The following is a 25,872-nucleotide window of genomic DNA, read 5'->3' as shown; positions in this document are numbered from 1 at the left end:
GTTGTCGATGTGAAGGCGTTATTCGGTCAGCCGCGGACTGACGGCGGCGCGCACGAGATCCTGAAAATAGGCAATGACGTGTTCCGAACTGCTGCCCTGTTTGGGGTTGGCGAAAAGGTAAGCCTTTTCGAAGCCGTCACTCTTCATTCCGATCTGGACGCCTGCCGCCACCTCGCCATCTTCAGCGCCCGTGGTGCGTTCATGAAGATAGGAGTATTCCAGCACCGTCGAGGGGTCGGCGCCCTTGTCGACAAACCAGCGGTACCAGTAGATCGCGTTGTCCACGTCGATCGGATACATATGCCGAATGCAAAGTGTCATGCCATAGTCGGGAATGGGATAAAGCCCAATCGCCGTGTTCGGCCAGAAGTGCCAGATGATCTGTGTGCCCTTGTTACCAAGTGTCTTGACCTCATGACGCTGCACGAGGCGCTCGCCCCAGACCTTGTAGCTGTCGGGATCAATAACGTTGTCGGTCAGGTATTTATGCACAGGGCCGCAATGGTAGCACTCGGCGAAATTCTCAACCGAGGCCTTCCAGTTGCAGGCGTGCGGATAAGGATTGTCACGAACCAGCTGCTGGTCTTCGACATTGGGCTTGTGGGCCAGGATCTCTTTCTCGACGTCGCCGAATACGTCGCGAACAGTGGGGGCATCCGGATCAAGATTGACGAAGATCATCCCGCACATGGTTTCGAGACGTACGCCTCGAAGCTGAACGCAAGTCTGATCGAAATTCATATTCTCCGACCCCGGCGCACGCACCAGCTTGCCGTCGAGGTCGTAGGTCCAGGCGTGATAGGGACAAGTCATGCGCCTTTGAGTGCCTGGCTGGCTGATCAACCGATGGCCGCGATGCTGACAGACGTTGTAGTAGGCCTTCAGCTCACCCTTAGCCGTGCGAACGATCAAAATCTCCTGGTCGATCAATTTATGGACAAACATGTCACCTGGCTTTTCGGCCATGCACACGTGCCCAACGCAAATCCACGCCTTTGCAAATATCTCCTCGCGCTCGACATCGAAGACCGCCTTGTCGACGTACCATCGCTTCGGAAGCCCGCGCTTGATGGCAATATTCTCGTTGTCGCATTCGATAGTGCTCAAGCGTTCATACATAGCTTCCTCCGAGGCAGGTCGCTCGCCAGTCCGGTTTTGCAAAGACCCTCTTATCGGAGTAACGCTTCTTCGGTTTCACCCAAGCTAGCACTGCGGCTTTCGACTTGCGCCTTGCGGATTTCGACGCAGCCGCGCTTCTGTCCCGAAAATCTACGAAAGTGCCATGCAATTACAAATCGGGCTTTGAAGACAAAGATCGACGCGCCGACGTCGGTGAATGACCAAAGAAGTGGCGATAGACGCGCGAGAAATTGCTCTGCGAGCCGAACCCGCATGCCACCATTATTTCACTCACCGGAAGTGCCGTTTCGGTCAGCAGTGTGCGAGCTCTGTTGAGCCTCGACTTTGTATAGAACTGGCTGGGCGACATGGAGAACTCGCGATGGAACAGGCGCTCCAGCTGGCGTTGGCTTATCGACACGCGACTGGCAAGTTGCTCTATCGAAAGCGGCTGCTCAAGGTTGCTCTCTATGATTTTAACGGCGCTCGCCAGCACCCCAGACTTTTGCTCGGCTGACCGGATCCTGGCCTTGCGTTGGAAGTCCCCCGACGTGCGGATACGCTCCAGCAGCATTTGATCCGCAATTTCCAAGGCCACGTCGGTGCCTAGATGTGCTGCGGTAATGTGCAAGAAGAGATCGAGGCACGCCGAGCCGCCGCCACATGTTATTCGCTTGCGGTCGATCTCGTAGATTCTGTCGGTGACATCGAGATCTGGATATCGCTCCGTGAACGCAGGGAGATTTTCCCAGTGGATGGTGCAGCGGTAGCCATCGAGAAGCCCGGCGTCCGCCAGGACATACGAACCGGTCCCGATTCCGCCAATGTAACTCCCGGCATAGGCTGCCTTTCGCAAGTAGCTCCGCATTTTCGGGGTCTGCGCGCGTTCGGCCAAGAAGCTCGCGCAGACAATTATGAAATCAAACTGCGGTGCGTTGGAAAGGGCAAAATCGGGCTTGACGACAAGATGATTGCTTGCCTCGACGGGCGCCCCATCCTCGGAGATCGATGACCACTCGTAGATAGGTCGATTGCACAATCTGTTGGCGACCCTCAGCACATCGATCGACATGGTTGCTGAGGCGAGATTCATGCCTGGAATGAACAGGAAGCCAAATCGCATCGTCGGGGACGAATCGCTTTCCTTGACTCCGTTCATACAGGGGGGACCTCGCTACATAATCGCTACGCGTCTCGTGAGGGTGGACTTTCTATGCACCTTTGTCGAATCCCGCACATTCTCGCATTGTCAGGCAGCCACTATCCCAACGGCAAGTCGGATTTGCGTCATCAAAGGGAATATTAGCATTCGCAGCGACTGCTTGTAAGGCGAGCGGTGGGTTCAGGCGCATTCTGGGGAGGGATTGTCGTGTTGGGAAAAGCGGCTATTGCGGGCGCGGGCCTCGGAGGGTTGGCGGCGGCGACGTCCTTGGCCATGGAAGGCTGGGCCGTCGAAGTCTTCGAGCAGGGCGATGAACTGCGGGAAGACGGCGCCTGCATCTGGCTGGGCGAAATGGCTCTCACGACGCTCGGCCGATTGGGTGCCCTCGACGAGGTCCTCGCAAGTGGCACCGATGTCGAATACTGGGAAATGATTGGTCACGATGGAACGGTGATCCAGAGTGGGGGACCTCGCCTAGGTTCCACCGGGAGACTTCATTGGCTGCCACGCGCTGAGCTGCACCGTTCGCTTGTCGAGGCGGGAGCGAAGGGTGGGAGTGAAAATCAGTACCAGCGCGCGCGTAACCTGTGTGCCGGATGATTGCTCGGTGTCGCTTGGAGATGGCACCGCCTGCGTGGCAGACTTGGTGATCGGCGCTGACGGTGTCCATTCTAGAGTCCGCGGGTCTCGGGACTTTGGCGCGCGCTCACGACCGATGGGACATCTTCTGATGCGCGAGGTTATTGATTTCGACGACGATGCCATCGCACCCAAGGTGATCTACGAGCATTGGGCCTCGTCATTGCGTATAGGCTATGGCTGGCATCAGCCCGGCAACTGGGAATTTGGCTCTCTCTGCCGGCTCCAAACAAGATCGACAATGCCGACTGGTATGACGCGGAGCGCTGGGCGAGAGCGTTTCCGGCATTAAGGCGAATGGTTTACGCGCTGGCGAATGCAAAGCCGGTTGGACGTCAGCTGATAGACGTCCGCTGCGCCAGGTGGACGGATGGATGTGTCGCCATCATCGGCGATGCCGCACACGCCATGGCACCGCATTTCGGACAGGGGGGTGGCCTTGCGATGGCGGACGGGTGGGCGCTCGGCGCATGGTTGAGTTCGCCAAGCCATTACGCCAATGCAAACGAATTGTCCGAGGCGTTGCGGGCATGGGAACTGCGCCACAGGTGGCTCGCAGACACGACACAGCGCTATGCCCGTTTCTATACGAATGTTCAGTCCTACGTGTTGCGTCCTCTTGAGCGGCCGCGGGCGAAACTGCTTCGCTGGCTCGGCAACAGTGGCACTGCCATTAAGGTCAATGACGGCTTGTTGCTGCAGCAGGCTGGCATTTGAGCCGCCAAGGGAGTGCGAACAAAACATTGGCGCCGGCTGGCCGGCGTCTTGATATCCAGGCGGGCGCCCGGGCATCAAGACGCCCGCTCAAGCTTCAATCCACCATCGCTCGAGAAGCCGATAGTTGTCCGGACCGGCGAGATTGCCGATCCTTTCGTGTCCAACCTTGTTGGAGCTGGCCAACACGAAATCGGCAAACATTGGGATCACTGCGCCGCCATCGTCGCGTATCAGAACGGACATTTCGTGAAAAATCTCCTTGCGCCTGGCGGGATCCAGCTCGACTTTGGATGACGCCAGCAGCCGGTTGAATTTTTCGTCCTTCCAATGGGTGTCGTTCCACGGGCCGTCGGAGGCCTATGCGAGCGATAGCTGCGAACCCGCCGTGGCGACCCCCTAGAATACACTCACGAACGGCTTCTTGAGCCAGACACTTGACCAGTAACCGTCGTTTGCCTCGCGCACGACCTGCAGGTTGATGCCTGCCTTCTTGCTCGATGCCGAATAGAGCGTGGCGGCATCGACGGAACCAGGAAATGCCGCGTCTGCCGCACTGACACGAACATCGAGACTGCTTAATCCAGCCTGTCTGAGGTGCCAAAGCGCCCTGTCGGGGTCATAAACGCGCTGTTCGATAGCATTACTGTGTTCAGGATAGGCTGCGCCGATTGGATGGTCGTTTCCCAGCGACCCATAGCCGGACAGGATCTTGTCGATCAATTCCTGGCGATTGATGCCAAGTTTTAGAGCCATGCGCACATCATTGTTGTTGAACGGCGCGGTGTCCGTCCACATTGAGAACGCGTAGTGGTAATTGCCCTTGACAGAGTCGACGCGCACGTTCGGATTTCGTTTCAGCCGCGAAACAGTCTTGAGATCGACGCCGTCGATGATGTTCCGTCCACCACGCGCACGGGATATGTGGCGATGTCTTTTGTGGCTGGGCTGGTCAGCGCCTTGCCGCATTTGACGTTGAAACGTCCCCCGTGCAAAGGGCACTCGATTTCCTCTCCATCAAGCCAGCCGTCGGTCAACACGGCATAGGCATGGCTGCAGATGTTTTGCGTGGCGTAGAGTTCGCCTTCGACATTGTAGATTGCGATCGAACAGCCCTTGGCCTCGAACGAAATCATCTCCCCCGCCGGCAGTTGGTCTAGTCGAATGGCAGCATGCCAGTCGGTCGCAATGTCGAATCCCATTGGGTCCAATCCCGTCGTTGAAGCTCACAACGTGTAGAAATCGATCACAGTTGGCACCCTGTCGTTGACGAGGATCGTCTTCTTGCGCGCGATACGCCATTGGCCATCGGCCTCTTTGCGCAGGCGATGTTCAACTCGCCCAAAGTGGGTGTATTGCCTGGCCGTCCTTGGATCGTAGACATGAACTTGCCAGACAGAGTTCGCCTCGATTGTCGTCTCGGACTGTGCTTCCACAAGAATGTTGCTGGTCAGATGCGTCGTCCGGGGTAATGGCATTGCGGTGACCGATTTGCGCGACCGAATACGCATGATCCGCTCCGCCAGGCTGTTGCGGCTGGTGTGGTAGATCAATGAGCCTTCGCTTGCCGGGTCGCCCGTCGGGCTGTGCTCGCTCTTCCACGCGGGTATCCAATACTCGACATCGTCGCAGTACAAAGCGAGCCAGGCATCCCAGTCTTGGCGGTCGAGACACAATGCCTCCCGATAGAGCACTGCGGCCACGGTTTCTCGCGCGCTGGCGTCAAACATTGCGCAGATCTCCGGCTTGAGACAGCAGCCGGAGCCATTCCCGATAGCCGGTGTGGAAACACGTCTCGCCGAAGGTCAGGTCGCCTTCACGCCAGTCTTGCGGTGAAAACGAAAAGCCGTCGCCGCTGTGCTCCAAGGCGCCGCGATCGCTTCCTAGCCCTCGTGCGTAGCCTTGTGTCCACCCAGCATCTCGCGCTTCGTAACCGCTCTGGCAATATTCATACATGACGTTGTCATCGGAGGTCGCCATGCCGCTGAGGTTGAAGAAATCTTCATACTGACGGATGCGGAGTTCGCGAGCCTTGGCGGCTTCGCCTATCGGTTCGAGGCAATGAGAGTGCATTTCGGTGCGATCTGGTGCCAGCGGGCGCCAGGTGCGCAACTGCAGCGACGAAATGTCGATGATTTGCAGGTTTGGGAAGATAGTCAGATTCCGTTGCCGTAGCATCCATTGCAACCGGTGTGGTGCAATGTTTGCCTGCAAGGCCTCAAAGTCATCCGTGTCGTAGGCGAGCGGCCGAAGCTGGTCCTCGTCTCCGCGGATCGACCACATCACGGAGTGCCCGTTGCGGAAGCTGAATGAGCCCTGGCGGTCGGGGGAAGTTTCTCGTAACAAGGCAGCCAGACGACTCTTGATTTCCGTTGGGGTGCCGCGCCGACCAAGCACGTCTATGTAGGAACTATGCGTGGAAACGAAATGATAGTAATCGAGGCCGTTCTCGAATTGCAGTTTCCAATTCGCATCGAACGTATAGGTAACCGTTCCCGGCACATATTCGAGGCCTTGCGGTGCTTGGTCGGCGACAATGTCCAAGAATGGTCTTGCGTCGCCCAGATAATCTTCGAGGGTCGGCACATCGCTTGAAAGGCTTGCGAAAAGAAAGCCGCGATAGGTGTCGAAACGGGGCACATGAACCAAGCCGTGCTCCTCTTCCGTGAAGCTCCTGCGGATACTGGCCAGCCGCTTCGTCGGTAATGCTCATGTTGTTCCCGGCGCTATCGTACGACCAGCCGTGATGACGACAGATGTGGTACTTCTGATTGCCCTTGGAGAACGGCCAAACGATCGCGCCGCGGTGCCGGCAGGTGTTGAGAAAGCAATTCAGCTTGCCCGAGGCGTCTCTCGTCACCAGGATTGGCTGGCGACCGATAAAGCTCGTGAAAAAGTCGTTTCGCTTCGCGACCTGGCTCTCCAAGCCAACAAGGACCCACGTACCTTCGAAAATGCGCAGCATCTCCATTTCATAAATGGCCGGGTCACGAAACACCTCTCTACGCACGCGGAAGATCTGCTCGGCCGGTCGTCGATGAGACGGCGTGCATCCACGACAGGATGGGTCACGATCCTCTCCTAAAATTCGCGTGAAATGGTGCGAGCCGGGTCAGCGGTGAAAAGCGAGCAAGCAGATCGCTCGTCAGCTCAGCCCCATCTGCGAGCGGGCGGCGGAGCATGGAGATATCGCGGCCGCTGTTTACCGAGACCGCCCAACCACTTGGCCGCCGATGACCGCGATGACGGACCATCTATCGCTGGAGACGTCGCCATTCGCCAGCAGGTCTGCATCTGGTGGAACCTCACCGATAATCTGCAGGTTCGAACCGAACTGATCTGACCAGAACCACGGTGCCTCGGTATAGGATGCCTTGCCGCAAGCCATGATTTTAGCAGCCACAAGTGGTTGCAGTTGAGCGGTTCGCCACGACTGGGCACGGCGATGTCGGCCGGTTGTTCCGACTGGGTGGGCGCTAACGTCACCTGCAGCAAAGATGCTGATATCAGATGTCCGGCATTGTCTGTCCACGACTATGCCGTCTTCGACAGTGAGACCGGCACTTTTTGCTATCTCGCTATTCGGATCGACGCCGATACCGATCACGACCGCGTCCGCGACGAAATCCCCGCGACTGGTCCGCACCAACGCTCGTTGCTGGTCGTCTACCGCGATCTCATGGATTTCGACGCCGAACAGGACATGCACCCCGTTTCGGATTTGCAGATCGAGCACCCAGGCGCCGGCAAACTCGGGAAGTGCTCGCGCAACCAAACGATCACCGGCCTCCAAGAGGGTAACCTCGCAGCCGTGGGCCCGAGCCGCGGCGCTGACCTCTAGTCCGATCAGGCCGCCGCCAACGACCACGATCGATCGCCCCGGGCGCAGGTGTCGCCTAAGCCGTTCGGCGTCGGCGAGCGTGCGAAAGGTAGAAACTGGGGCGCCGATTTCGACCGCTGCCGGCAATTGCCGTGGGCGCGAGCCGGTGGTTATCAACAGACGCCCGTATGTAGCTGAGCCTCTGTCGGTAACCACTGTCTTCGCCGCCCGATCGATGGAGATAGCAGCGGTCGACGGTCGGTAGTCGATGTCCAGGGCATCATAGTCGGCGGCCTCTTCAAGGGTTCGTTGAGACGCCTTCGAGTCGCCAAGCAACACAGCCTTCGAAAGCGGCGGCCTGTCATAGGGCAGTCCGGCCTCATCGCCGAGCAACGTGATAGATGCGCCCGGTTCATGTTTGCGCAATTCAAGCGCAGCTTGATGGCCGGCCAGACCAGCGCCAATGATGAGAAAGTCGGACACGCGATTTGCAGGTTCGCTTTGGCATTGAGGCGCTCTCGCAGGGCTGCGAGGTTGTCGCCGTTTCCTCGCGGCCTTTGATGAAACGGCCCTGTACGGATAGCCACAGTTGTCAACCAATTTGATTAGTACAGATGGTGGCTAGGCAGCGGTGGTGGCGGCGTCCGCCAACAAGGCGCCTATCATCCGCAATCGCTCCTCGCGCAGCTTTGTCCAAGGATAGGACATGTTCAGGCCGACGAAGTTTCGGAACGAGTCAGTCATCGAGAACATCGGACCCGGGGCTATTGCAATACCATGTCGCAGCGCCAGGCTCGCTGTTGCGAGAGCGTCGAAAGCCTTGGGACCGCGGAGCCAGCACACGACGCCGCCACTCGGCCGCGAAACAGCGCAGTTCTCTGGAAAATGTTGCGAAATAAGCGCCAGTCCCCTTGCATGCGCGAAGTCAACAATTCGCGCGTGCGGCGCATCTGACGATCATAGCTGCGTGCCGAAAGGTATTGCGACAGCGTCTCCGCTGCTTTGGCAACAACGCGTCGCATTGCATCATCGCTATAGGTGATGCCGGTTGGGTAGTGGTGGGTAGCCATCAAGAGACAGGCCGAGACGGGATTGCTGTCCATCAGGTAGGCAAATTGGTCAGGGTCGATCCCATTCTTTGGGTGCGAGTAGATCTCAACAGCCCTCAGGTTTCGCCTTTGAAGCGCCGCAAGCATAGGGAAAAAAGATGGGCTTTCGACAAGCACCAGGTCCCCGGGTTGCGTGACAGTCTCAATGCACAGATTCAGAGCGTGCGCTCCGCCCTGGGTCAAAACTATGCCCTCGGTGCCCACATGAAGACCGCGTTCCACCAGGCGCTTGGATATGAACTCGCGCAACGATGCCTCGCCCTCGGGCGGAGATGGTACGCGCATGCGCATCACTTTGTGCCGCAGCTCCTTGCGCAGGAAATACTTCAAGTCTCCTTCGGGGAAGAGATCCGCGCTCGGCAAAACCGAACCGAATGTTTCGAGACCCGGCTTCGTCCACGACGACATGATACTGAACGTCAGGTCCGCGATGGCGCTTGGACTACGGTCTTCCGCCAGGACCTCATCGCTGAATGGGGCGAACTCATGCATCGGTCGCGGCGCTCGCTGCAGGTAAAAGCCTGAGCGGGGTCGGGCGCGAATAACTCCGTCGCTTTCCAGCAGAGAATAGGCATGGTGTACCGTAACCATGCTGTAGCCTGTTTGAGCACTGATCTCGCGAATCGAGGGTAGACGAGCTCCGACTTCGATAGATCCTGCCTCGATGCGTTGTTGGATCAGTCGAACGATTTCTTCGTAACGTCGCATCCCGCCAAAGCGCCGATCGATCCACCTGTGAGCACGTTTCAACATCAGCGGCCAGCGCATCAGTTGACGGAATGCGCTCTCGGCGTCCATTCAAGTCGCAATGCCTTGATATGGTCTGGAGTTATCCCGCAGCAACCGCCCAGGATCTGACATCCCGCTGCCCGCCATTCGTGACTTTGAGATGCGAACTCCCCGGGCGAAACAACCGTGTTGAAATTCCAGCGGGGCATCACGAAATGGCCGGAATGCGGATAGGCCGCGACGGGACCTGACCACACACTGCGTATCTGTTTGAGCGCCGGGAGCACAAGTTCCAGATCGGTGTGCATGACAGAAATTATGTCGACACCGAGCGTCGAGATGTTGCTTGCGATATCAAGCAGGTCGAACTCGAGCCCAGCGTCTGGACGGCCGACCAGTCCTCCATTCTTGCCCCGGACGACCGAAACTCCAGCCATGACCGGAAGCCCCGTTGCTTTGCCAGCCTCGATCTGGACGGTTGCATAGTCCACATCGCGCAACATCTCCAGGATGATGAGGTCGCAGCCCTCGCCGGCCAGCATCGATGCCGCCTCGGCGAAGCTTTTACGGGAGTTTTCGGGTGAGGGGCGCCTGGCAGGGTCAAGACCTGGCGCCATGCCCGAAATCGCGCCGCCAATCCAGGCCGCGCCTGCACGTTCGCGCGCTTCCTTCGCACACTCGATGGATGCCCTGATGACCGCCGGCGATTGGCCGGCACGACCAATACCGTCCATCACGAAGCTCGTCGCTGCATAGGTGTTGGTCGTAATGATATCTGCCCCAGCCGCAATGTAGTCGGCATGAATCTCCGTCAGTATCTCGGGATGCGTGACCGCTGCGAGCGCGGACCATGCATCGTCATGCATAGGCACGCCGCGACGCTCGAGTTCGGTACCGGTTCCACCATCGAGGATGAGCAAATTGCCGGACTTAAAAGCTTCCCCAAATGACGACTGCATGATTGCCCCTTGATGGTCAGACGGCTTGCGACATGGATGTCATCTCTTGCCAGATAGACGCCGCGCGTTCGGCAGGATTCGTCATGTAACGCGCGGAATCGGACAAGAGGCTTGGCAGAAGCGTCGGCCTCAACCGAAGGGCCCGCTCCATCTCAAGGCCAGATCTTCGCGAAAGGCGAAACGTTGCAAGTGATGCACGACGACGCCAGCCAGTTCTTTCGTGGCTTCGCGCGAAACGTCGGTGACAGTTATGTTGAGGACCTTGTTTTCGGCGGTCAGATCGACCTTTTGACCATTGCCGAAATCGATGTGTCCCTCGAGACTGTCAAACTTGACTGTGTAGCCATGCGACCAGTGTTTGCAAAGCTGCTGTAGGTATCTGCTCCCGCGCTCCGTCCGGACGGTGGCAGTTGAAAGGGGCACGATCATCTCCACTGGGCATGGCCGGCGCGTTCACACCGGCCGAAGGGTTTGCCAAGCCGAAGAGTCCGCTGGCCGAAGCGCCGCTCTCGGGCTTGCGGATCCCACTTCCGTGGCGAGTCTTTAGCCGGCACAATTGAGTCCACCGGCAAATGAACGCTTTCGTGGGCATGGTGGTCTGTTCCAGTGCTGCTCATGACCGGACGTATCATCTCTTGCGAGATTGCTTTTTGTCGTGCCGGCAAAATCCGTGATGCGATTGTCGAGATTGGACAAGGATGCTGGCAAAGGTCCGCTTTGGTCAGGGCCAGTGAAACCTGGTAGCAAAGCACCCTGCGATTCCTCAGGTGACGGTGTTGGTCAGCACCCCCACGTCCTCGATTTCGACCTGCACGATGTCGCCTCGCTTGAGAGAAACGCGCGGGTCTTTGTAGTAGCCGACGCCTCCAGGCGTGCCGGTCGCGATCAGGTCGCCGGGTTCAAGCGTGATGTCTCTGCTTATGAACTCTATGAGCTCGGCAACGCCAAACACCATGTTGGCGGTGTTGGAATCTTGCATGGCTTGCCCGTTCAGCGTCAGCTTTATGGCCAGCTTTTGTGGATCCTTGATCGCGCTGGCCGGGACAAGAGCAGGGCCAATCGGGCAGAATGTGTCGAACGACTTCCCGCGCGTCCACTGGACATCTTCGACCTGCACGTCACGAGCGGAGATATCGTTGACGCACAGGTAGCCAGAAATCAGGTTCAGCGCATCCTTCGCATCGACATTCCTGGCTCGACGACCAACGACAACGCCCAATTCCGCTTCGAAATCCACGCACCTAGAGGTGCCTGGCAACATGATGGCATCCCCATCGCCGACGAGGGAATTCGACCATTTGGCGAAAAGGAGTGGGCGTTCGGGCAATGCGACCTTCGCTTCGGCGGCATGGTCCTTGTAATTGAGCCCAACGCAGATGATCTTGCCTGGAAGAGCGATCGGCAGCTTTGGCGGAGACATCAATTCGAACCCTTCAGTTTGCTGCCGTAAATTCCTGTCAGTCGCGCATCAGTGTTGGAGGCGCTTTTTATCCAGCTCTGCATGTCACCGGACTTCCACCAGTATGACGGATCATCCGTTTCCTCACCTGCGAGGTCTTCGACGGAAACGCCGCGGAAACGTTGAAGGGTAAATTCGCTTTGGCGCATGAACCCGACCGCGGTCGTTCCAAAGATCAGCGGATGGATATTGACCGACCACCCTTCCAGCGGACCTAGCTGGTCCAGCGCGGCCCGTTCATCGGCGTTGCGAACATGGAACACCGCAAACCCGCCATTCGGGTCGGCGAAATGATCATGTGCGATGCAGAGCCCGCGTTGCTCATCGAGGAGATACTCATTGAGACGGAGATTGGACTCGTCCCATGACATCGACGCGGGCGCGAGCGCGTATACGAGACAGCAGGTTTCCTTCATGATTTCCTCTTGTGATTGAAGTCCAGCCGTGATCTTCAGGTCGTCACGGCGAACCCGTGCGAGGCCCAGTCTTCCAGGCCTTCGACGTAGCGGAAGACGTTCTTGTAGCCGAGATTTTCCAATCGTTCGGCGGCCCGAAGGCTGCGCTTGCAGTCGGCCGAGCCGCAATAGACGGCGATATCAGCCATCTTGTCGGGCAGCAGCGTTGGCGCTCTTTCAAGTATCGTGTCGGATGTCCCGAGGATGGCGCCGGGGATATGGCCTTCGGCGAAGTACTCGGGCAAGCGGGTGTCGACCAGAAGGAGTCTTTGCCCGGCATCCAACCGGCTCTTGATCCCATCAGCGGAGATAAGCTGCATACGTCCTCCAAGGAGTCTAGCGCCTGGACAGGCTCACCGATGGTGTCTTCTCAATGAGTTCGATGGTGTAGGGGTGGCGCGGCTCACCAAGCACTCGCGCTGTAGGCCCATAGTCGACAATGGTTCCGCCCTGCATCACTGCCACGCTGTCGGCGATGGAAGCCACCAGGGCGATGTTGTGGGTGATAAACAGCAGCGCCAGCCCGCGTTCCCGACTAAGATCCTGGAGCAGCTTGATGATCGAAGCCTGCACCGAGACGTCGAGCGCGGAAGTGATCTCGTCGCAGATGATCACGTCCGGGCTGCACGCGAGTGCCCGGGCGATCGAGGCTCTTTGACATTCGCCGCCGGATATCTCTCGAGGAAATGCATCGGCAATCGACTTGGGAAGTGACAGTTCGGCAAGAAGATCAACAGATCTGCGGTGGGCGTCCCGTCTGGACATGCCGAAGAAATGCTGGAACGGCGAACTGACGTTTTCCGCGATCGTCCGGCGAGGGTTCATGGAAGCGTGCGGATTTTGATAGATGTACTGCAACGTCCGGCGCTGATCGTTCGAACGGTCGAACAATGCCGCGGGCAGGAGGTCGCCTTTGAACCGGATTTCTCCCGAGCATCCACCGGACAATCCCATCAGCGATCGCCCCAGCGTGGTCTTGCCGCTTCCAGATTGCCCAACCAGGGCAAGGACTTCGCCAGAGCGCAGCTCAAAATTCAGTCCATGCAGCACCTGAAGCCGCCCGAAAGATTTGGATAGATTTTTCCCTGACAGCACTGCCAACTTGGCCTTGTCCGCCAAAGGCTCCGCCCGTGCGCTTCCTTTGGAGGCTTTGAAGGCGGTAATGTCCGGCGCGGCCGCAAGCAGGCTGCGCGTGTAGCGATGAGCCGGCCGATGAAGCACCTGGTCCTTGTCGCCGACTTCGACGATCTCCCCCTTCAACATGACCATGACGCTGTCAGCGATCTCGGCCACGACGGCGAGGTCGTGCGTGATGTACAAGGCGCAGACCTTGTGGCGCCGGCACATGTCGCGGATGGTTGACAGCACATGAGCCTGCGTAAGGATGTCCAGGCCGGTTGTCGGCTCATCGAGAACGATTGCACGCGGCTTGGCAATGAAAGCCATGGCGATCATCAGCCGTTGTTGCTGACCGCCGGAGAGCTCGTGTGGGTAGCGGTTGAGAAATGCATCGTCGGAAGGAAGCGCGACGTCCTGCAGCGCTGCCGCGACGCGTTCGCGACGCTTCTCGGGCAGACCGATGCCGTGGGTTTCCAAAACCTCGGCGACTTGTCTTCCGACCCGTTGCGAGGGGTTGAGAGCGATCCCGGGATTCTGTGGGATATAGGAGACGTCGCGACCGCGCATCGCCCGAAGACTGTCACGATCGAGGCTCAGGATATCCGCCCCCGCGAGCCTGACTGTGCCACCGGTGATCGTGGCGCCCCTGCGGGTGTGACCGAGCAGAGCCATCGCCACGGTGGTCTTGCCCGAGCCGGATTCTCCCACCAGCGCGAGGATCTTGCCAGCTTCGATCTCGAAGCACACGTCCCGGGCGACCCGCGCTCGTGTCCTGGAAACTTCCACATTGAGCCGATCGACTTCGACGACGTTCATGTGTTCGGGCTCACATCGCCGATGTTCGAGGCGCTGCGCGAGATTGCCTCCGCCAAAAGATTTGTGCCGATCGTGAAAACGGCGATCATCGCCAACGGAGCAAGCACGCCAAAGGGCTGTAAAATGAGCCCATCACGGTTTTCGCTGATCATAAGGCCCCAATCGGAGGCAGGCGGCTGGATGCCGAAGCCCAAAAAGCTGATGCCCGCCACAATGCCGATGGACCATGTCATCCGCAGCCCGATCTCGACCATCAACGGCGTTACGAGATTTGGCAGAAGTTCTCGAAGCAATATGTCACGCGTCGGGACACCGATGGTCTCGGCGGCCTCAATGAAGGGCTGATTAACGATTTCGATCGTAACACCTCGAACCATGCGCGCGACCCTCGGCGCGTGCGATATCGAGACGACCAGCACGATCAGCCACAATTGCGGGCCCAGCATCGAAACAAACAGAAGCACAAGAACCACTTGAGGAAAGGCAAGGACGACGTCTGTCAGCCACATCAGCACATCGTCGATAATCGATCGGGAATAGCCCGCTACCAGTCCGATCGTCGTTCCCAAAGCCGCGCCGATCGCGGTCGCCGCCAGTGACATCCACAGAACCGAGAAACCGCCATTGAGGACTCGTGACAGGACATCGCGGCCCAATCCATCCGTGCCCAATAGCGCCTTGGCGGAAGGCAGTGCATAGGGGCGTTGAACGAACTGTGTCGGCGTGTGCGGCGCGAGCATCGGCCCAAGCACGGCTACGCCGATCACCAAGGCCACCATGGCAGTGCCGACTGCCATCGCCTTGCGTTGTCCTGGCCTTGCCCGAGACGGAGCTCGCGCAGCCATGGTCCGATCACCTGCCAATGCCTGCTTCAACCTGACCTCAACCATGGCTCGTCCTGAGTCTTGGGGTAAGTCTGATGGTCAGGTAGTCAGCCAGGAGATTCACGACCACATAAAGCGCAGCCTGTATTACGGCAATTGCCTGGATGACGGGCAGATCGCGATTGGCAATGGCATCTGTCAATGCGCTTCCAAGTCCTGGAAAGCGGAAGAGATACTCAACGACAACGATGCCGCCGGCCATGTAGGTCAGCACCAAAGCGCTTCCCTGCACCGTCGGGATCAGGGCATTGGGAACGGCGTGACGCAGTACTACACGGCGCTCCATCACCCCCTTCAGCCGGGCCATTTCCACATAGTCGGCCTGCAGCACCTCTATCATGCTGCCTCGAAACAGGCGCGTCAGATAGGGAAGGGTGGCCAGGACGAGGGTCAAGGCAGGCAGGATGAAGGCTGAGGCGTAGTAGAATGGGCTTTCGCCCTCGGGGATCATCGACACCGCAGGCAGCAACCTTGTTACGGTGGTCGCGAAAAGGATGACCAGCACCATGCCGACGATGAACTCGGGAAGGGCCGTCAGGACGGTCGTCAACACCCAAACCGAAAGATCGGCTGGCTTGTCTCGTCTCATCGCGGACCAGCCCCCGAGGGCCAGGGAGACGGGTATGCAGATCGCCGCCGACAAGCCGACGAGAAGCAACGAGTTCAGCCCACGTGTCGCGAGCAGGCCTGAGACCGCCCGTCGAGACGCGAGCGACCTGCCAAAATCGCCATGCAGGATTCCGGACAGCCAATTGAAGTATTGCTGGATGACGGGAACGTTGAGCCCAAGCTGCTGACGAAGCAACTCGACGCGATCGGGCGCCGCGTCGCGCCCCAATATCGCTATGGCCGGGTCACCGGGGAGCGCCTGGGTGCCAAGGAAGACCACCACCGAGATCATGAGGAGCGTGGCAACGCCAAGCAGCGCGCGGCGCAGGAGCCACGCGCCGCCCTGCACCGGCGACCAGTTCTGCTCACGCTCCATCAGGTAAAAAAAACGCGTTCGAATTCAAATGAGGTCAACGGCAGTCCGTTGCGATCTGGCCGGAAGCCGGCGAGCTTGCTGCTGTAGGCATCGATCTGGTTTGCGAAGCCCCAGATGATGTAGCCGCCCCGCTCGTATTGGATCTTCTGCATCTTCTGGATCAATTCCTTGCGCTTGGCGGCATCAACTTCTTGTTGCGCCTTGCTGAAGAGGTCGTTGAACTCGGGGTCATTGAAGTGCGTCTCGTTGTAGACTGCTCCGGGACCGTCTGCCTGGGCCACCTGCACCAGATACGAATTGGTCGGCGACCAGTTGTCGACCGCAAAGGTGTATTTGAGGTAGTCCGGGCCGAAGAAGGATGATGGGTCGAGCTTTCTCAGCTTGATATTTATGCCGGCAGCCTTTGCCTGCTCGACCAGAACCTGCGATGCCTCCACGACTCCGGCATTTACGGGCGCCGTAACGAGTTCGATGTCGAGCGTATCGTGGCCTGCCTCCTTCAGAAGCGCCTTGGCGCGTTCGATGTCCTGCTTGCGCTGGGGCAGGTCCTTGGCAAAATCCGGATCGAAGGGATTGTAGAGATCGTTTCCAACGCGACCCTCGCCAAGCAGCGCCTGTTCGACCATCTGCTCACGGTCCACCACCAGCCGCATTGCCTCGCGGACCTTCGGATTATCGAAAGGTGGAGCGTCTGTGCGCATCGTGAAGGGGCGCCACCCGCCGGTTTCGGAACGGAGGAGCTTAAAGCTTGCGTCGCCTTCCACCGTGGCGATGCGCGTGTAAGGGATCGAGGCAATGGCATCAACCTGGCCGCCGAGAAGCGCGTTAACGCGAGCTGTCTCGTCGGCTATGTCGATAATTTCAAGTTCGTCGACGAAGGGGCCTCCCCCCCAAAAACTCGTGTTGGCGACGAAGAGCGAACGATCGCCAGGAGTGAAGCTCTTATACTTGAATGGACCGGTTCCGACGGGATTGGCCGGGTCAAAATCCGCCGGCACGATACTGGATGTCGTAGTCGCAAAGCCCGACAGAAACTCCGCGTTTGGCTTCGGCAGCTTGAAACGCACAGTTCTGTCATCGAGCTTTGTCATGCCCTTGGCGTCGACATAGGCAATCATCGCGGCCGCAGATAGCTTGGATTGCGGGTCCATCATCCGCCTGACGGTGAACATCAGATCGTCGGCACCCAGCGACTTTCCATTGTGAAATGTCACGCCCTTACGCAGCCGGACCGTCCATTCATCCCCGGCCTTGTTCGGCTCGGCGCTTTCGGCCAAACGCATCTCGAGTTCGAAGGTCTCCGCGTTCGGCCAAGCCAACAGGTCGTACAGATTGAAGGCGCGCGCAAAGTCTGCCTGGTTAGTCACCCGGTGGGCGTCAAGGGTGTCGGTCGGGCCACCTTGGCTCATGCCAATCCGCAGCCTGCCTCCCTTCTTGGGCGTTTGCGCAAGTGCTGCAATGTTGGGCTGAACGGCCAGTCCGACGCCCGCCGCGGCGCCCATGACCAAAAGGCGCCTGCGGGAAATCAATTCCCGCATATATTCCCGACGATCACGAAAATCGTTCATGGCAGTTCCTCCCCTTGTCGCCGTATGCGTTGACGGCGCTCACAATAATAATATAATGATATTGTCGGTCAAGCCCTTTCCTGAAACTCAGAATCAATGAATAGTGAAATGATGCCCTCTAGCTATCTAGGTCCCTCAAGTCGGCTGGCTCTGGAGGAGGCTTCCGCTCAGGGACGTCCTCCTTATCGTTGTGACGAGCAGCGGGTGTCGATCTTGGACGCCACCCTCCTGCTGGTGGCGACGGTTGGCTGCGACACCTTGAGGCTTCGCGACGTAGCCGCGAGCGCCGGCGTCTCGATCGGTTCGGTTCAGCACTATTTCGACACGCGGGAAAATTTGTTGGTGGAAGCATTCGAGGACTGGCGTCATCGCGCCTTGATCAGATTCAACCCGCTCCTGCAGGCGAAGGGCAGCGGCCTGGCTCGGCTGAGAGGCATACTGAGATACCTCAAGAACGAAGACCCGGGGCCAAGCACTCTCGTTTGGATTTCTTTTTGTCTTGCGGCCACGCGGATCGAGGACGTTCAGGTGCGAGTGCGCGACCTGTTCCAAACCTGGCATGATGGCTTGTCGAATGCCCTCTTGACGTCAGGACAGTGGAAGGACCTGGGCGAAGCCGGCGCCAGGCAGGCGGCCAGCTTGTTCATGTCACTTCATTTTGGCGCAGTGTTGACCTCGACGATCACCAAAGGTTCGGAAATCGATCATCAGGGATCGACGGTGCACTCGGTCCTTTCAAAGCTGCTGGCCCTCTCGTCGCAATAGCCACCCAAAATGTTGTCGGAGATGGAATTGAGTTCAATCAGCCTCGATCAAGCCAACAAGATCATCGACGGAGCTTTTTCCTACGCACGCGACAATGGTCTGAAGCCCCTTTCGGTGGTGGTGCTGGATGCGCGCGGGTCGATGAAGGCGGCCGCGTCTGCCGACGGGACAAGCATGGGGCGATCGCAAATTGCCTTTGGCAAGGCTTATGGCGGGCTCGCATTCGAGTGCAACTCACGCACTCTTGGCGCGATGGCGACGAGCCGGCCTCATTTCATCGGCGCTCTAAACGGAGTGTTCTCGGGCAACCTGGTCCCGGTACCGGGTGGCTTGACTATTGTTGGCCAGCACGGCGAAGCAATTGGAGCGGTGGGTGTTTCAGGCGATACGTCCGACAAGGATGAGGCAGCCGCTCTCGCCGGCGTTGCATCGGCCGGCCTCGTCGCGGCGAGCGAGTAAGTTGAGGATGTCGTCCATCAGCGTGAGCGTCGCACGGAGCTGATCTGCTTGCTGTCCCGCTCGAGCGCGCGGACGATGGCGGCTTCGGCTCTGTCCTCGCTGCGTTCCTCGATCGCGTCCACGAGCTCCGCAGCGATTTCCCGCGACACGTGCCGCTCGGTTTGAATGGCGCCCGGAGGCTTCGGCGCGAAAGTGGCAGCCCAGGCTTCTTCTATAGCGTGAGCAAGGAACACGTTTTGCGTTGCTTCCGCTACGGTCATTTGAAGCAACGTCTCTGCACGCCGCAGCAGGCTCGGACTGTCGGCGTGCTCTATGTCGTCCGCGGCCCGTCGCATAATCCTCAGATGGGAGGGCGTCCGTCTCACGGCAGCAAATCGGGCCGCAATGCGGGCATTGACGGATAGAAATTCGAAAGCCCGCATGATCGCTGCGGGATCGCGACCAATCCGACGCAGGACAAGCGATCGCAGGTCCTCTTCGCCGACGACAAAAGCACCGCCTGCGACGCCGCGCCTGACAGTGAGATAGCCTTCGGTTTCGAGTATCCGCAGCGCTTCGCGAAGTGTCACTCGCGACACTTCGAGCTTTTCTGCCAACTGGCGCTCAGCCGGGAGACGCTCGCCCGGCATTATCAGGCCGATATGGATCTGTCGTCTGAGGCCTTCGACGGCCAGGCCATATGCGGCCTGCTGTTCGACCGGCCGGATTCCCCAGAGCATGATCAGACAGCCGTGAACGTGTTATCGACCATGATCTCTGCGCCATTGATGAAGCTCGATGCGTCGCTTGCCAGAAACAGTGCGACACTGGCGACCTCTTCGGGTTCGCAAATCCTGCCTTGCATGATGTTGACGTCGCCCTCGGAAGCGAGAATGCCGTAGCGCCTCAGCTGATCAATTTCATCCTCGCCGTGCCGCGTTCGCACGAAGCTCGGACAGAGATTGTTGCAGCGAATTCCGCGGTCGCGATATTCCACCGCGATGCTGCGCGCGAGCTGGTGCATGGCGGCCTTTGAGGCGCAGTAAGCACTTTCAAGGTGGGTCGCGGCTTTGACGCCCGTCGACGACGTGTTGATGATGACGCCCCTTCCTTGCTCGAGCATGCGAGGCAATACCAACCGCGTTACCATGAACGCACTCTTTGCGTTGTTGTCCATGAGCCAGTCCCAATCCTCGAGTGTCACCTCCAGGAAGGGCTTTACGATTATGACGCCAGCGTGGTTGAACAAGATGTCTATCTTGCCCAAGTGAGTGTGGGCGTTTGCAACGACACGCTCAACGTCGGCACGAATGCTGACATCCCCATGTTCGAAATGGACGGGAAGGTTCTCGGCGAGGCATTCATCAACGAGGCCTTCGCCGGCTGCCTGGTCGCGATCGGCAAAGACGACCCGGCAGCCCTCGCGAAGAAAAGCGCGCACCGATGCCGCACCGGCGCCTTTCGCGCCCCCGTAATCAGCGCGGTTTGTCCGGCGAGCATTCCTGCTGATCTAGTCATGTCGGTAGGACCCATTGATAGTTATCGTTGCACCAGGCCACCGATGACGATCTTGGCACCAACTGCTCTGGAATCGCCATGTGCATCAGCGCGTTCGTCTGTGCCAGTAGCATAATAGGCAGGCATTCCGCCAGAATCTCGCGCGGTGGGCGCTGATTGGCGGCCTGAGGGCGAGGCAACCACCGCATTTGCAAATGGGACGTCGTCGCTACGCAAGCGCCGGGTAATCGGTGTAGCCGGCTGCCCCTTGGGTGTACCAGGTCGTGATGTCTCGAGTTGCCAGCGGCTTGCCGGACCGTAACCGCTCCGGAAGATCCGGGTTGGATATGAACGGGCGTCCGAAGGAGATCGCGTCTGCTTCCCGACGGCTCAAGGCGTCCTGTGCCGAACGGCCATCATAGCCTGAATTCAATACCAGGACGCCTTGGAATGCTTTGCGGATAAGAGGATGGATGGGTGGCCGATCGGGCTTGGCGAAGGTGTCCTCTGGCCTGGGCTCACGTATCTCCAGGAAGGCTATGCCAAGGCTGGACAACGCGGCTGCAGCCGCCACGAATAGCTTTTCCGGCTCATCGTCGTTGACGCCGTAATATGCGCCGTTGGGCGACAACCGCACGCCAGTCCTGTCGCGACCTATCTCCTCCACGACAGCCTCGGTTGTCTCAAGCAGAAAGTTGATCCGGTTGCCAATTTCGCCGCCATAGCGATCCCGGCGCCTGTTTGCGCTGCTGCGGAGGAACTGATCGACCAGATAGCCGTTCGCACCGTGGATCTCCACGCCATCGAAACCCGCCAGAACTGCGTGTCGAGCCGCTTGGCGGTACTCGTTCACAACGTTGCGAATGCCGGTCAAACTGAGCGCTCGAGCACGAGCGTAGGCACGCTTGCCGTCGTAGGTATGGGCGAGCCCCGGCGCGATCGTGGCCGATGCCGATACGCTTCGCCGCCCATCCAAGAACTGTGGCGCGACCATGCGGCCCATATGCCAGAGCTGGCAGAAAATACGCCCGCCGGCCTCGTGAACTGCGCGTGTGACGACCCTCCAGCCGGCGACTTGGTCTTCGCTCCAGATGCCCGGCGCGTAGGGCCAGCCGAGGCCTTGCCGGCTGATGGCTGTCGCCTCGCTCACAATCAGGCCCGCCGATGCGCGCTGTGCATAATATTGCGCCATCAGCGGGGTCGGAACCGCGCTCCGGGTTGCGCGAGAACGCGTCAGCGGCGCCATCAGTATTCTATTCGGGGCGACCGTCGCGCCGATCGTGACCGGATCGAAAAGAGAGGGCATGACAGTGCCGGCCACTGGGCGGCCATCAGCCGTCATAGCCAGCGGTTCCTTCGTGACATTCGCGTGCCATTGTGCATTCCCGCTGTCGTGGCTTAGAAACCTTGAACCTTGTCGACAACGTTGTGGAGCGGCTTGCCGCTTGCGAACCGTTCGCAATTGTCTCTGATGATCGCGAACCGCCGCTCATCGAGGTCCGGTCCATAGCTTGCCATGTGTGGCGTGATGAGAAGGTTCGGCGTGCGCCAAAGAGGGTGCTCGGGCAGCAAGGGTTCATCTTCGAAGACGTCCAGACCCGCGCCAGCCAGGTCTCCGGCATTCAAGGCCTCGATGAGATCCGCGATGGAGGTGGTCCCCCCACGACCTACGTTGATGAAGAAGGCAGAAGACTTCATGGCGCGAAAGCGGTCCCGCTTGAACATCAGCCGTGTTGCTGGGGTCAGCGGGACCGTGACGACGAGAAAGTCGGCTTCCGGCAACAGTTGGTCGAGCTCTCCCGCGGCAGCGACACGCTGGACATACTGAACGGGCTCCGTCCTGCGGGCATCCACACCGATCACCCTTAATCCAAAAGCGGCGCAGAGCCGGGCGAGTTCGCTTCCAATGCCGCCCACACCCACGATGAGTACCGTCTTGCCCGGCAGCGGGATGACGCCCGTATCGAGGGGCTCGGGGTTCCATTCATGCTTGAATTGGCGGGGCAGGTAGTAATGGAGCCCTCGCGCGAACCCCAGAATATACGCCATGACATGGACTGCGATGTGATCGCTATAGATGCCGCGAAAGTTGGTGAGAACCAGTTTATGCTGTTGCAGGAAGTCAGGGAAAAATCCTTCCGGCGGCGCTGCATAAGGGGCCTGCAGCCATTTCAGTTTCGAGGCCCGCGAAAGCAGTTCGGGCGTAACCTCGCCATAGGCTGCGTCAGCGCCTGCGATCAACGCCAGTGCATCGGCCTGATTTTCAGCCAGATGGAATTTGAAAGGGCTGGAGGACGCGGTCAGGCGGTGATGCCAGCCACGGATAATGTCGTCCTGCGGCGGCAGGAACACAAAGCTCAGTTGATCTTGCATGTAAAATTTATCTCTCGTCCTTGGCTTGGATAAGTGATCCAGCCTGCTCCTCGGCCGATGCCGCTTCCTGGATGATCCACTCGCAGAATCGGCTGACGGCATTGTTCGGCGCTCGCATATTTCGCAGCTTCAGATAGAAGCTTCCGATCGACATCAGGCCGAACCTGAAGGGCTGAACGAGCGTTCCTGTCCTGACCTGTTCGGTGACCAGGGGCGGCCCCAGCAGCGCAAAGCCTTCGCCAGCCTCGCAAGCCTGAATCAGGTTGGCATAGTTATCCACCGTGATGCCCGGCGGCAGCTTCGAAACATGGATGCCGTTCTGCCTGAACCAACTGCGCCATTTTGAGCGCGCGTCGTATTTTCGGCCTTCCAGGTAGATCAGCCGTTCACTCAGCAGATCTTCGGCTCCCGAACTTGGCTTCAGGTTCGTTTGGTAAGTTGAGCTGCAGGTCGGCGCCACTTGTTGTTTAAGCAGGAAGCGCGCGCTGGGATCGATAAGGTCATCCTTGAAATAGCGAATGGCAATGTCGACGTTTTCCTCGTCGACATCGATGTATCGATCGGTCACGACGAGGTTGATCTCGATGTCGGGAGAAGCGGCTCGGAAAGAACCAACCCGAGGTAAAAGCCAGTAGGTTGAAAACCCCGTCGTGGTCGTCACAGTAACGGTGTCTTCCTGCGGATCGTTCTCGATTGCCAGAACGACATCGAGGATTTCTTCGAGGCTTCGGGAGACGACGGCGAACATCTTTTCGCCCTCGGGCGTCAAGCGCACTGATCGGTTCAGCCGATGAAAAAGGGGTTTGCCAACGAAGTTCTCGATCGCCTTGACCTGGTAGCTGATTGCCGCTCGCGACACGTTGAGGGCTTGCGCGGCCTCGGTAAAATTGGAGTGTTTGGCGGCGGCTTCGAACGCGACCAGATAGTTTAGAGGCGGCAACTGGTATCGGAACTTCGCCATCGCTCGCGGTCCATTGAGCGCACTGCGTACTTTCAACTCCGCGGCGCGTTGATGTGGCGCCTTGGCAGGGCGCCGATCGGGTATACGAGACGATAGCAAGCCTGTCACGAAGTTGCACCGCTAACTGAAAGTGCTGTGTACGATCGCGCCCTGGCGCGCCTTGGCATCCGGCAGCAGCTTGATGCCGAGGCCGGGAGCGCGTGGGGCCGCGGCGTAGCCGTTGACGATTTCGGGAAGTCCGCTCACCACGTCGAGGTACCAGCCGCGATAGTAGGCGCGCACGGCCTCCTGCATCAGGGCGTTCGGCGCGTTGAACGACAGGTGGAGCGAGGCTGAAAGCACCACGGGTCCGGTGCAATCGTGTGCCGCCACCGGCAACTGATGGGCTTCCGCCATAGCGGCGATTTTCTTGGCTTCAGAAATGCCGCCGCACCACGACAGATCCAGCAAGAGGATGCCGGCCGCGCGACAGGCGAGGAGATCCCGGAACGACCATCTCGTGGCGAGTGTCTCCGAAGCGGCCAATGGAACGTGAGTGGCCGAGGCGAAGGACTGGAGCGCCATGAGGTCGTCCGCTCGGATCGGATCCTCATACCAGAATGGTTCGAATTCATCCGCGTAGTGGGCAAGCCGCTTGGCGGTCGGAAGATTGAAACTGTTGTTGAGTTCCAACATGATTTCCATTTTCTCGCCAACGGCTTTGCGGATCTTTTGCAAGGGCTCAAGCCCTTTCTTGATCTGGGCCGGGTCGAGCTCCATTGTCAGATTGCCGGTCTGGAACTGCTTGAACGGCCAGATCTTCATCGCGGTTATCCCCTCTGAAAGCAGGTCTTGCGCGAGTTCGGCAGGATTGTTCAACGATGCTTCGTAATCTTCGTGACGACGCGACCCCTTGCCGGCGCTGACATTCATGGCCCGATTGCCGAAACCTTGCCCGCCGTAGCCCGCGCAGGTGTTGTAGATTCGGACCTGCTCGCGTGAGAGGCCTCCGAGCAACTGCCATACGGGCTGGCCGGTGACCTGGCCGAAAATGTCCCAAAGGGCGATGTCTATGGCCGAATTGCCTCGCGTTTCGGCACCGGTTGAATTGAACCCCAGAAAACCTGCGAGATCCCGCGAATGTCGATCAATGCGAAGCGGGTCCTTCCCGATGAGGTATGGTGCGGCGACCTCATGTATATACGCCGTAACCGTGAGGGGGTTGTAGAAAGTCTCACCAAGCCCGACTATTCCTTCATCCGTATGTACCTCCACCCAGATCGTATTGGACGAGGTATCCGGGAGGTAGACGGTCTCTAACCTTGTGATCTTCATTCTGGCTGGGAAACTTTCTTGAGGTGAGGGAGGATAGTCTCCGCGGAACGCCGGACGAGGTCGCGGTATCGCGTTTCGCCGACAACGCCGCCCGCCGTATCGGAATGCACCTGCCCATGCTCGCCCTGGTCAATGGATCCGAAGGCCGGATCGAGCGGTGTTCGGTCCACAAAGGGCACGAACTCAACCGGAAGGCCACCTTTGTAACCGGCGGCAGCCAGGGCATCGATGATCTCGGCCCAATCGTAGTGGCCCATTCCGGGCGCGAGGCGGTTCGAATCGGCAAGATGGTAATCGGCAAGCTTGCTGCCGGCTAACCGTATCGCCCCGACAGGATCGGGTTCTTCAATGTTAGCATGGAAGGCGTCCATGCAAACCCCGCAATCACCGCCCACGGCGTCTGCCAGCAACAGCGCTTGATCTAGACGATTGAGAAAATGCGTTTCGAAGCGGTTCAGAGGCTCCAGGGCGAGCCGAATACCCAAACGGCTCGCGCTTGCGTTGATCTCCTGGAGCGCATCGACGCACCAGTACCATTCTTCCTGCGGACTTGCGGCTGGCCCCTCCCGGCCAAAGCCGGGCACAACGACCAGGACTTGTCCTTTGAGGCGGTGCACGAAGTTGAGGCAGTCAATCGCATATCTGATATAGGCCGATCGCTCGTTTGCATTTGTCGTCAGCAGTTTTGTCTGCGCATACGGCCACATGACGCCACCCCAGCAGCGCACGGCCCTGTTGGCCAACAATTCCCTGACACTGTCGGCTCTCGATAGCAGTCCCGGATCACAGTAGATCTCCAGGCTCTCATATCCAAACTCGACCAAGCGATCGCAGGATTTTGCGAGCGGCTCCGGTTTCATCCAGTTGTGTATCGAAAGATGCATCGAGACCCCTGAAGCCGGCCCCGGCGCGATGTTGACAGGCCACTCGGGTGAAATAATCGCATCAAATCAGAGACATGCAGATGTCCAAAATTTTGACGGCTAG

Annotated in this window: 29 protein-coding genes and 1 pseudogene; 4 read left to right on the top strand and 26 right to left on the bottom strand. The window is 58.9% G+C overall.

The genetic code is table 11. The features are described 5' to 3' along the window. Positions 1-18 precede the first annotated feature (18 nt). Both LB528_RS14040 and LB528_RS14035 read right to left on the bottom strand, forming a co-directional pair. Positions 19-1,119: an aromatic ring-hydroxylating oxygenase subunit alpha gene (locus LB528_RS14040; RefSeq protein WP_224513541.1), complete on the bottom strand. Its 1,101-nt coding sequence runs from the start codon at positions 1,117-1,119 to the stop codon at positions 19-21. 169 nt (positions 1,120-1,288) lie between these two features. Further along, entirely contained in the window at positions 1,289-2,278 is a 990-nt protein-coding gene (locus LB528_RS14035) for a GlxA family transcriptional regulator (RefSeq protein WP_224513543.1), read from the bottom strand. A 210-nt stretch (positions 2,279-2,488) separates the two neighbouring features. Here LB528_RS14035 and LB528_RS30420 point away from each other — a divergent pair, with 210 nt between their 5' ends. After that, the gene (locus tag LB528_RS30420) at positions 2,489-2,881 is read left to right on the top strand and encodes an NAD(P)-binding protein (RefSeq protein WP_318011496.1); all 393 of its coding nucleotides are present in this window, start codon (positions 2,489-2,491) and stop codon (positions 2,879-2,881) included. A 189-nt stretch (positions 2,882-3,070) separates the two neighbouring features. Further along, positions 3,071-3,637 (top strand): FAD-dependent oxidoreductase, encoded by a 567-nt coding sequence (locus tag LB528_RS14025; protein WP_224513545.1) that lies wholly within the window; start codon positions 3,071-3,073, stop codon positions 3,635-3,637. 87 nt (positions 3,638-3,724) lie between these two features. Here LB528_RS14025 and LB528_RS14020 read toward each other — a convergent pair whose 3' ends face one another. The 17 genes and pseudogenes from LB528_RS14020 to LB528_RS13940 form a co-directional block, all read right to left on the bottom strand. Beyond that, positions 3,725-3,880 (bottom strand): hypothetical protein, encoded by a 156-nt coding sequence (locus tag LB528_RS14020; protein ID WP_224715256.1) that lies wholly within the window; start codon positions 3,878-3,880, stop codon positions 3,725-3,727. Positions 3,881-4,033: 153 nt separating this feature from the next. Then, positions 4,034-4,477 carry an ABC transporter substrate-binding protein gene (locus tag LB528_RS14015; protein ID WP_318011497.1) on the bottom strand — a complete coding sequence of 148 codons (444 nt, stop codon included), beginning with the start codon at positions 4,475-4,477 and terminating at the stop codon, positions 4,034-4,036. Between the two features lie 14 nt (positions 4,478-4,491). Next, positions 4,492-4,836 (bottom strand): non-heme iron oxygenase ferredoxin subunit, encoded by a 345-nt coding sequence (locus tag LB528_RS14010; protein WP_224513548.1) that lies wholly within the window; start codon positions 4,834-4,836, stop codon positions 4,492-4,494. A 24-nt stretch (positions 4,837-4,860) separates the two neighbouring features. Beyond that, complete coding sequence (locus LB528_RS14005) at positions 4,861-5,364, bottom strand: aromatic-ring-hydroxylating dioxygenase subunit beta (RefSeq protein ID WP_224513550.1); 504 nt, start codon at positions 5,362-5,364, stop codon at positions 4,861-4,863. Further along, entirely contained in the window at positions 5,357-6,274 is a 918-nt protein-coding gene (locus tag LB528_RS14000) for an RHO alpha subunit C-terminal catalytic domain-containing protein (RefSeq protein WP_224513737.1), read from the bottom strand. The genes LB528_RS14005 and LB528_RS14000 overlap by 8 nt, the downstream gene beginning before the upstream one ends. Before the next feature lie 121 nt (positions 6,275-6,395). Beyond that, a pseudogene (locus LB528_RS13995) lies at positions 6,396-6,599 on the bottom strand (Rieske 2Fe-2S domain-containing protein); the annotation flags it as partial. Between the two features lie 237 nt (positions 6,600-6,836). After that, positions 6,837-7,937, bottom strand: coding sequence for an NAD(P)/FAD-dependent oxidoreductase (locus tag LB528_RS13990; RefSeq protein ID WP_224513551.1), 1,101 nt, complete (start codon positions 7,935-7,937; stop codon positions 6,837-6,839). Positions 7,938-8,218: 281 nt separating this feature from the next. Continuing rightward, positions 8,219-9,361 carry a PLP-dependent aminotransferase family protein gene (locus LB528_RS13985; RefSeq protein WP_224513552.1) on the bottom strand — a complete coding sequence of 381 codons (1,143 nt, stop codon included), beginning with the start codon at positions 9,359-9,361 and terminating at the stop codon, positions 8,219-8,221. Continuing rightward, on the bottom strand, positions 9,331-10,251 hold the full coding sequence (locus LB528_RS13980) for a homocysteine S-methyltransferase family protein (RefSeq protein WP_224513553.1): 921 nt from the start codon (positions 10,249-10,251) through the stop codon (positions 9,331-9,333). The genes LB528_RS13985 and LB528_RS13980 overlap by 31 nt, the downstream gene beginning before the upstream one ends. A gap of 129 nt (positions 10,252-10,380) precedes the next feature. Then, positions 10,381-10,680, bottom strand: a complete 300-nt coding sequence (locus LB528_RS13975) for a DUF2218 domain-containing protein (protein ID WP_224513738.1) — start codon at positions 10,678-10,680, stop codon at positions 10,381-10,383. Between the two features lie 334 nt (positions 10,681-11,014). Continuing rightward, positions 11,015-11,671, bottom strand: coding sequence for a fumarylacetoacetate hydrolase family protein (locus tag LB528_RS13970; RefSeq protein WP_224513554.1), 657 nt, complete (start codon positions 11,669-11,671; stop codon positions 11,015-11,017). Beyond that, positions 11,671-12,126 carry a hypothetical protein gene (locus tag LB528_RS13965; RefSeq protein WP_224513555.1) on the bottom strand — a complete coding sequence of 152 codons (456 nt, stop codon included), beginning with the start codon at positions 12,124-12,126 and terminating at the stop codon, positions 11,671-11,673. The genes LB528_RS13970 and LB528_RS13965 overlap by 1 nt, the downstream gene beginning before the upstream one ends. A 35-nt stretch (positions 12,127-12,161) precedes the next feature. Next, complete coding sequence (locus tag LB528_RS13960; protein WP_224513556.1) at positions 12,162-12,485, bottom strand: rhodanese-like domain-containing protein; 324 nt, start codon at positions 12,483-12,485, stop codon at positions 12,162-12,164. A gap of 16 nt (positions 12,486-12,501) precedes the next feature. Beyond that, positions 12,502-14,100, bottom strand: coding sequence for an ABC transporter ATP-binding protein (locus LB528_RS13955; RefSeq protein ID WP_224513557.1), 1,599 nt, complete (start codon positions 14,098-14,100; stop codon positions 12,502-12,504). Then, positions 14,097-14,897, bottom strand: a complete 801-nt coding sequence (locus tag LB528_RS13950; protein WP_224513558.1) for an ABC transporter permease — start codon at positions 14,895-14,897, stop codon at positions 14,097-14,099. Before LB528_RS13950 ends, LB528_RS13955 begins: the two co-directional genes overlap by 4 nt. Positions 14,898-14,982: 85 nt before the next feature. Continuing rightward, positions 14,983-15,969 carry an ABC transporter permease gene (locus LB528_RS13945; RefSeq protein WP_224513560.1) on the bottom strand — a complete coding sequence of 329 codons (987 nt, stop codon included), beginning with the start codon at positions 15,967-15,969 and terminating at the stop codon, positions 14,983-14,985. Then, positions 15,969-17,537, bottom strand: a complete 1,569-nt coding sequence (locus tag LB528_RS13940; RefSeq protein ID WP_224513562.1) for an ABC transporter substrate-binding protein — start codon at positions 17,535-17,537, stop codon at positions 15,969-15,971. The genes LB528_RS13945 and LB528_RS13940 overlap by 1 nt, the downstream gene beginning before the upstream one ends. Before the next feature lie 213 nt (positions 17,538-17,750). Here LB528_RS13940 and LB528_RS13935 point away from each other — a divergent pair, with 213 nt between their 5' ends. Both LB528_RS13935 and LB528_RS13930 read left to right on the top strand, forming a co-directional pair. After that, on the top strand, positions 17,751-18,302 hold the full coding sequence (locus tag LB528_RS13935) for a TetR/AcrR family transcriptional regulator (protein ID WP_263484036.1): 552 nt from the start codon (positions 17,751-17,753) through the stop codon (positions 18,300-18,302). Positions 18,303-18,329: 27 nt separating this feature from the next. Next, positions 18,330-18,761 (top strand): GlcG/HbpS family heme-binding protein, encoded by a 432-nt coding sequence (locus LB528_RS13930; protein ID WP_224513564.1) that lies wholly within the window; start codon positions 18,330-18,332, stop codon positions 18,759-18,761. A 17-nt stretch (positions 18,762-18,778) separates the two neighbouring features. On the opposite strand, the gene LB528_RS13925 is transcribed toward LB528_RS13930, so the two are convergent. The 7 genes from LB528_RS13925 to LB528_RS13895 all read right to left on the bottom strand — a co-directional run bounded on the left by LB528_RS13925 (position 18,779) and on the right by LB528_RS13895 (position 25,769). Then, positions 18,779-19,480 (bottom strand): FadR/GntR family transcriptional regulator, encoded by a 702-nt coding sequence (locus LB528_RS13925; protein ID WP_224513566.1) that lies wholly within the window; start codon positions 19,478-19,480, stop codon positions 18,779-18,781. 2 nt (positions 19,481-19,482) lie between these two features. After that, positions 19,483-20,181: an SDR family oxidoreductase gene (locus tag LB528_RS13920; protein ID WP_318011498.1), complete on the bottom strand. Its 699-nt coding sequence runs from the start codon at positions 20,179-20,181 to the stop codon at positions 19,483-19,485. A gap of 285 nt (positions 20,182-20,466) precedes the next feature. Next, positions 20,467-21,543, bottom strand: coding sequence for an alkene reductase (locus LB528_RS13915; RefSeq protein ID WP_224513741.1), 1,077 nt, complete (start codon positions 21,541-21,543; stop codon positions 20,467-20,469). A 92-nt stretch (positions 21,544-21,635) separates the two neighbouring features. After that, positions 21,636-22,610 carry a D-2-hydroxyacid dehydrogenase gene (locus LB528_RS13910; protein WP_224513568.1) on the bottom strand — a complete coding sequence of 325 codons (975 nt, stop codon included), beginning with the start codon at positions 22,608-22,610 and terminating at the stop codon, positions 21,636-21,638. Positions 22,611-22,617: 7 nt separating this feature from the next. Continuing rightward, on the bottom strand, positions 22,618-23,571 hold the full coding sequence (locus LB528_RS13905; RefSeq protein ID WP_224513570.1) for a LysR substrate-binding domain-containing protein: 954 nt from the start codon (positions 23,569-23,571) through the stop codon (positions 22,618-22,620). A gap of 120 nt (positions 23,572-23,691) precedes the next feature. After that, positions 23,692-24,885 carry a mandelate racemase/muconate lactonizing enzyme family protein gene (locus LB528_RS13900; RefSeq protein ID WP_224513572.1) on the bottom strand — a complete coding sequence of 398 codons (1,194 nt, stop codon included), beginning with the start codon at positions 24,883-24,885 and terminating at the stop codon, positions 23,692-23,694. Next, entirely contained in the window at positions 24,882-25,769 is an 888-nt protein-coding gene (locus LB528_RS13895; protein ID WP_224513574.1) for a sugar phosphate isomerase/epimerase family protein, read from the bottom strand. Before LB528_RS13895 ends, LB528_RS13900 begins: the two co-directional genes overlap by 4 nt. Between the last annotated feature and the right edge of the window lie 103 nt (positions 25,770-25,872).

This window comes from Mesorhizobium sp. CA4 (assembly GCF_020165075.1).
Taxonomy (GTDB): Bacteria; Pseudomonadota; Alphaproteobacteria; order Rhizobiales; family Rhizobiaceae; genus Mesorhizobium.
Note: the sequence above shows the minus strand (reverse complement) of the source record. Positions and strands in the feature narration are given on the sequence as shown.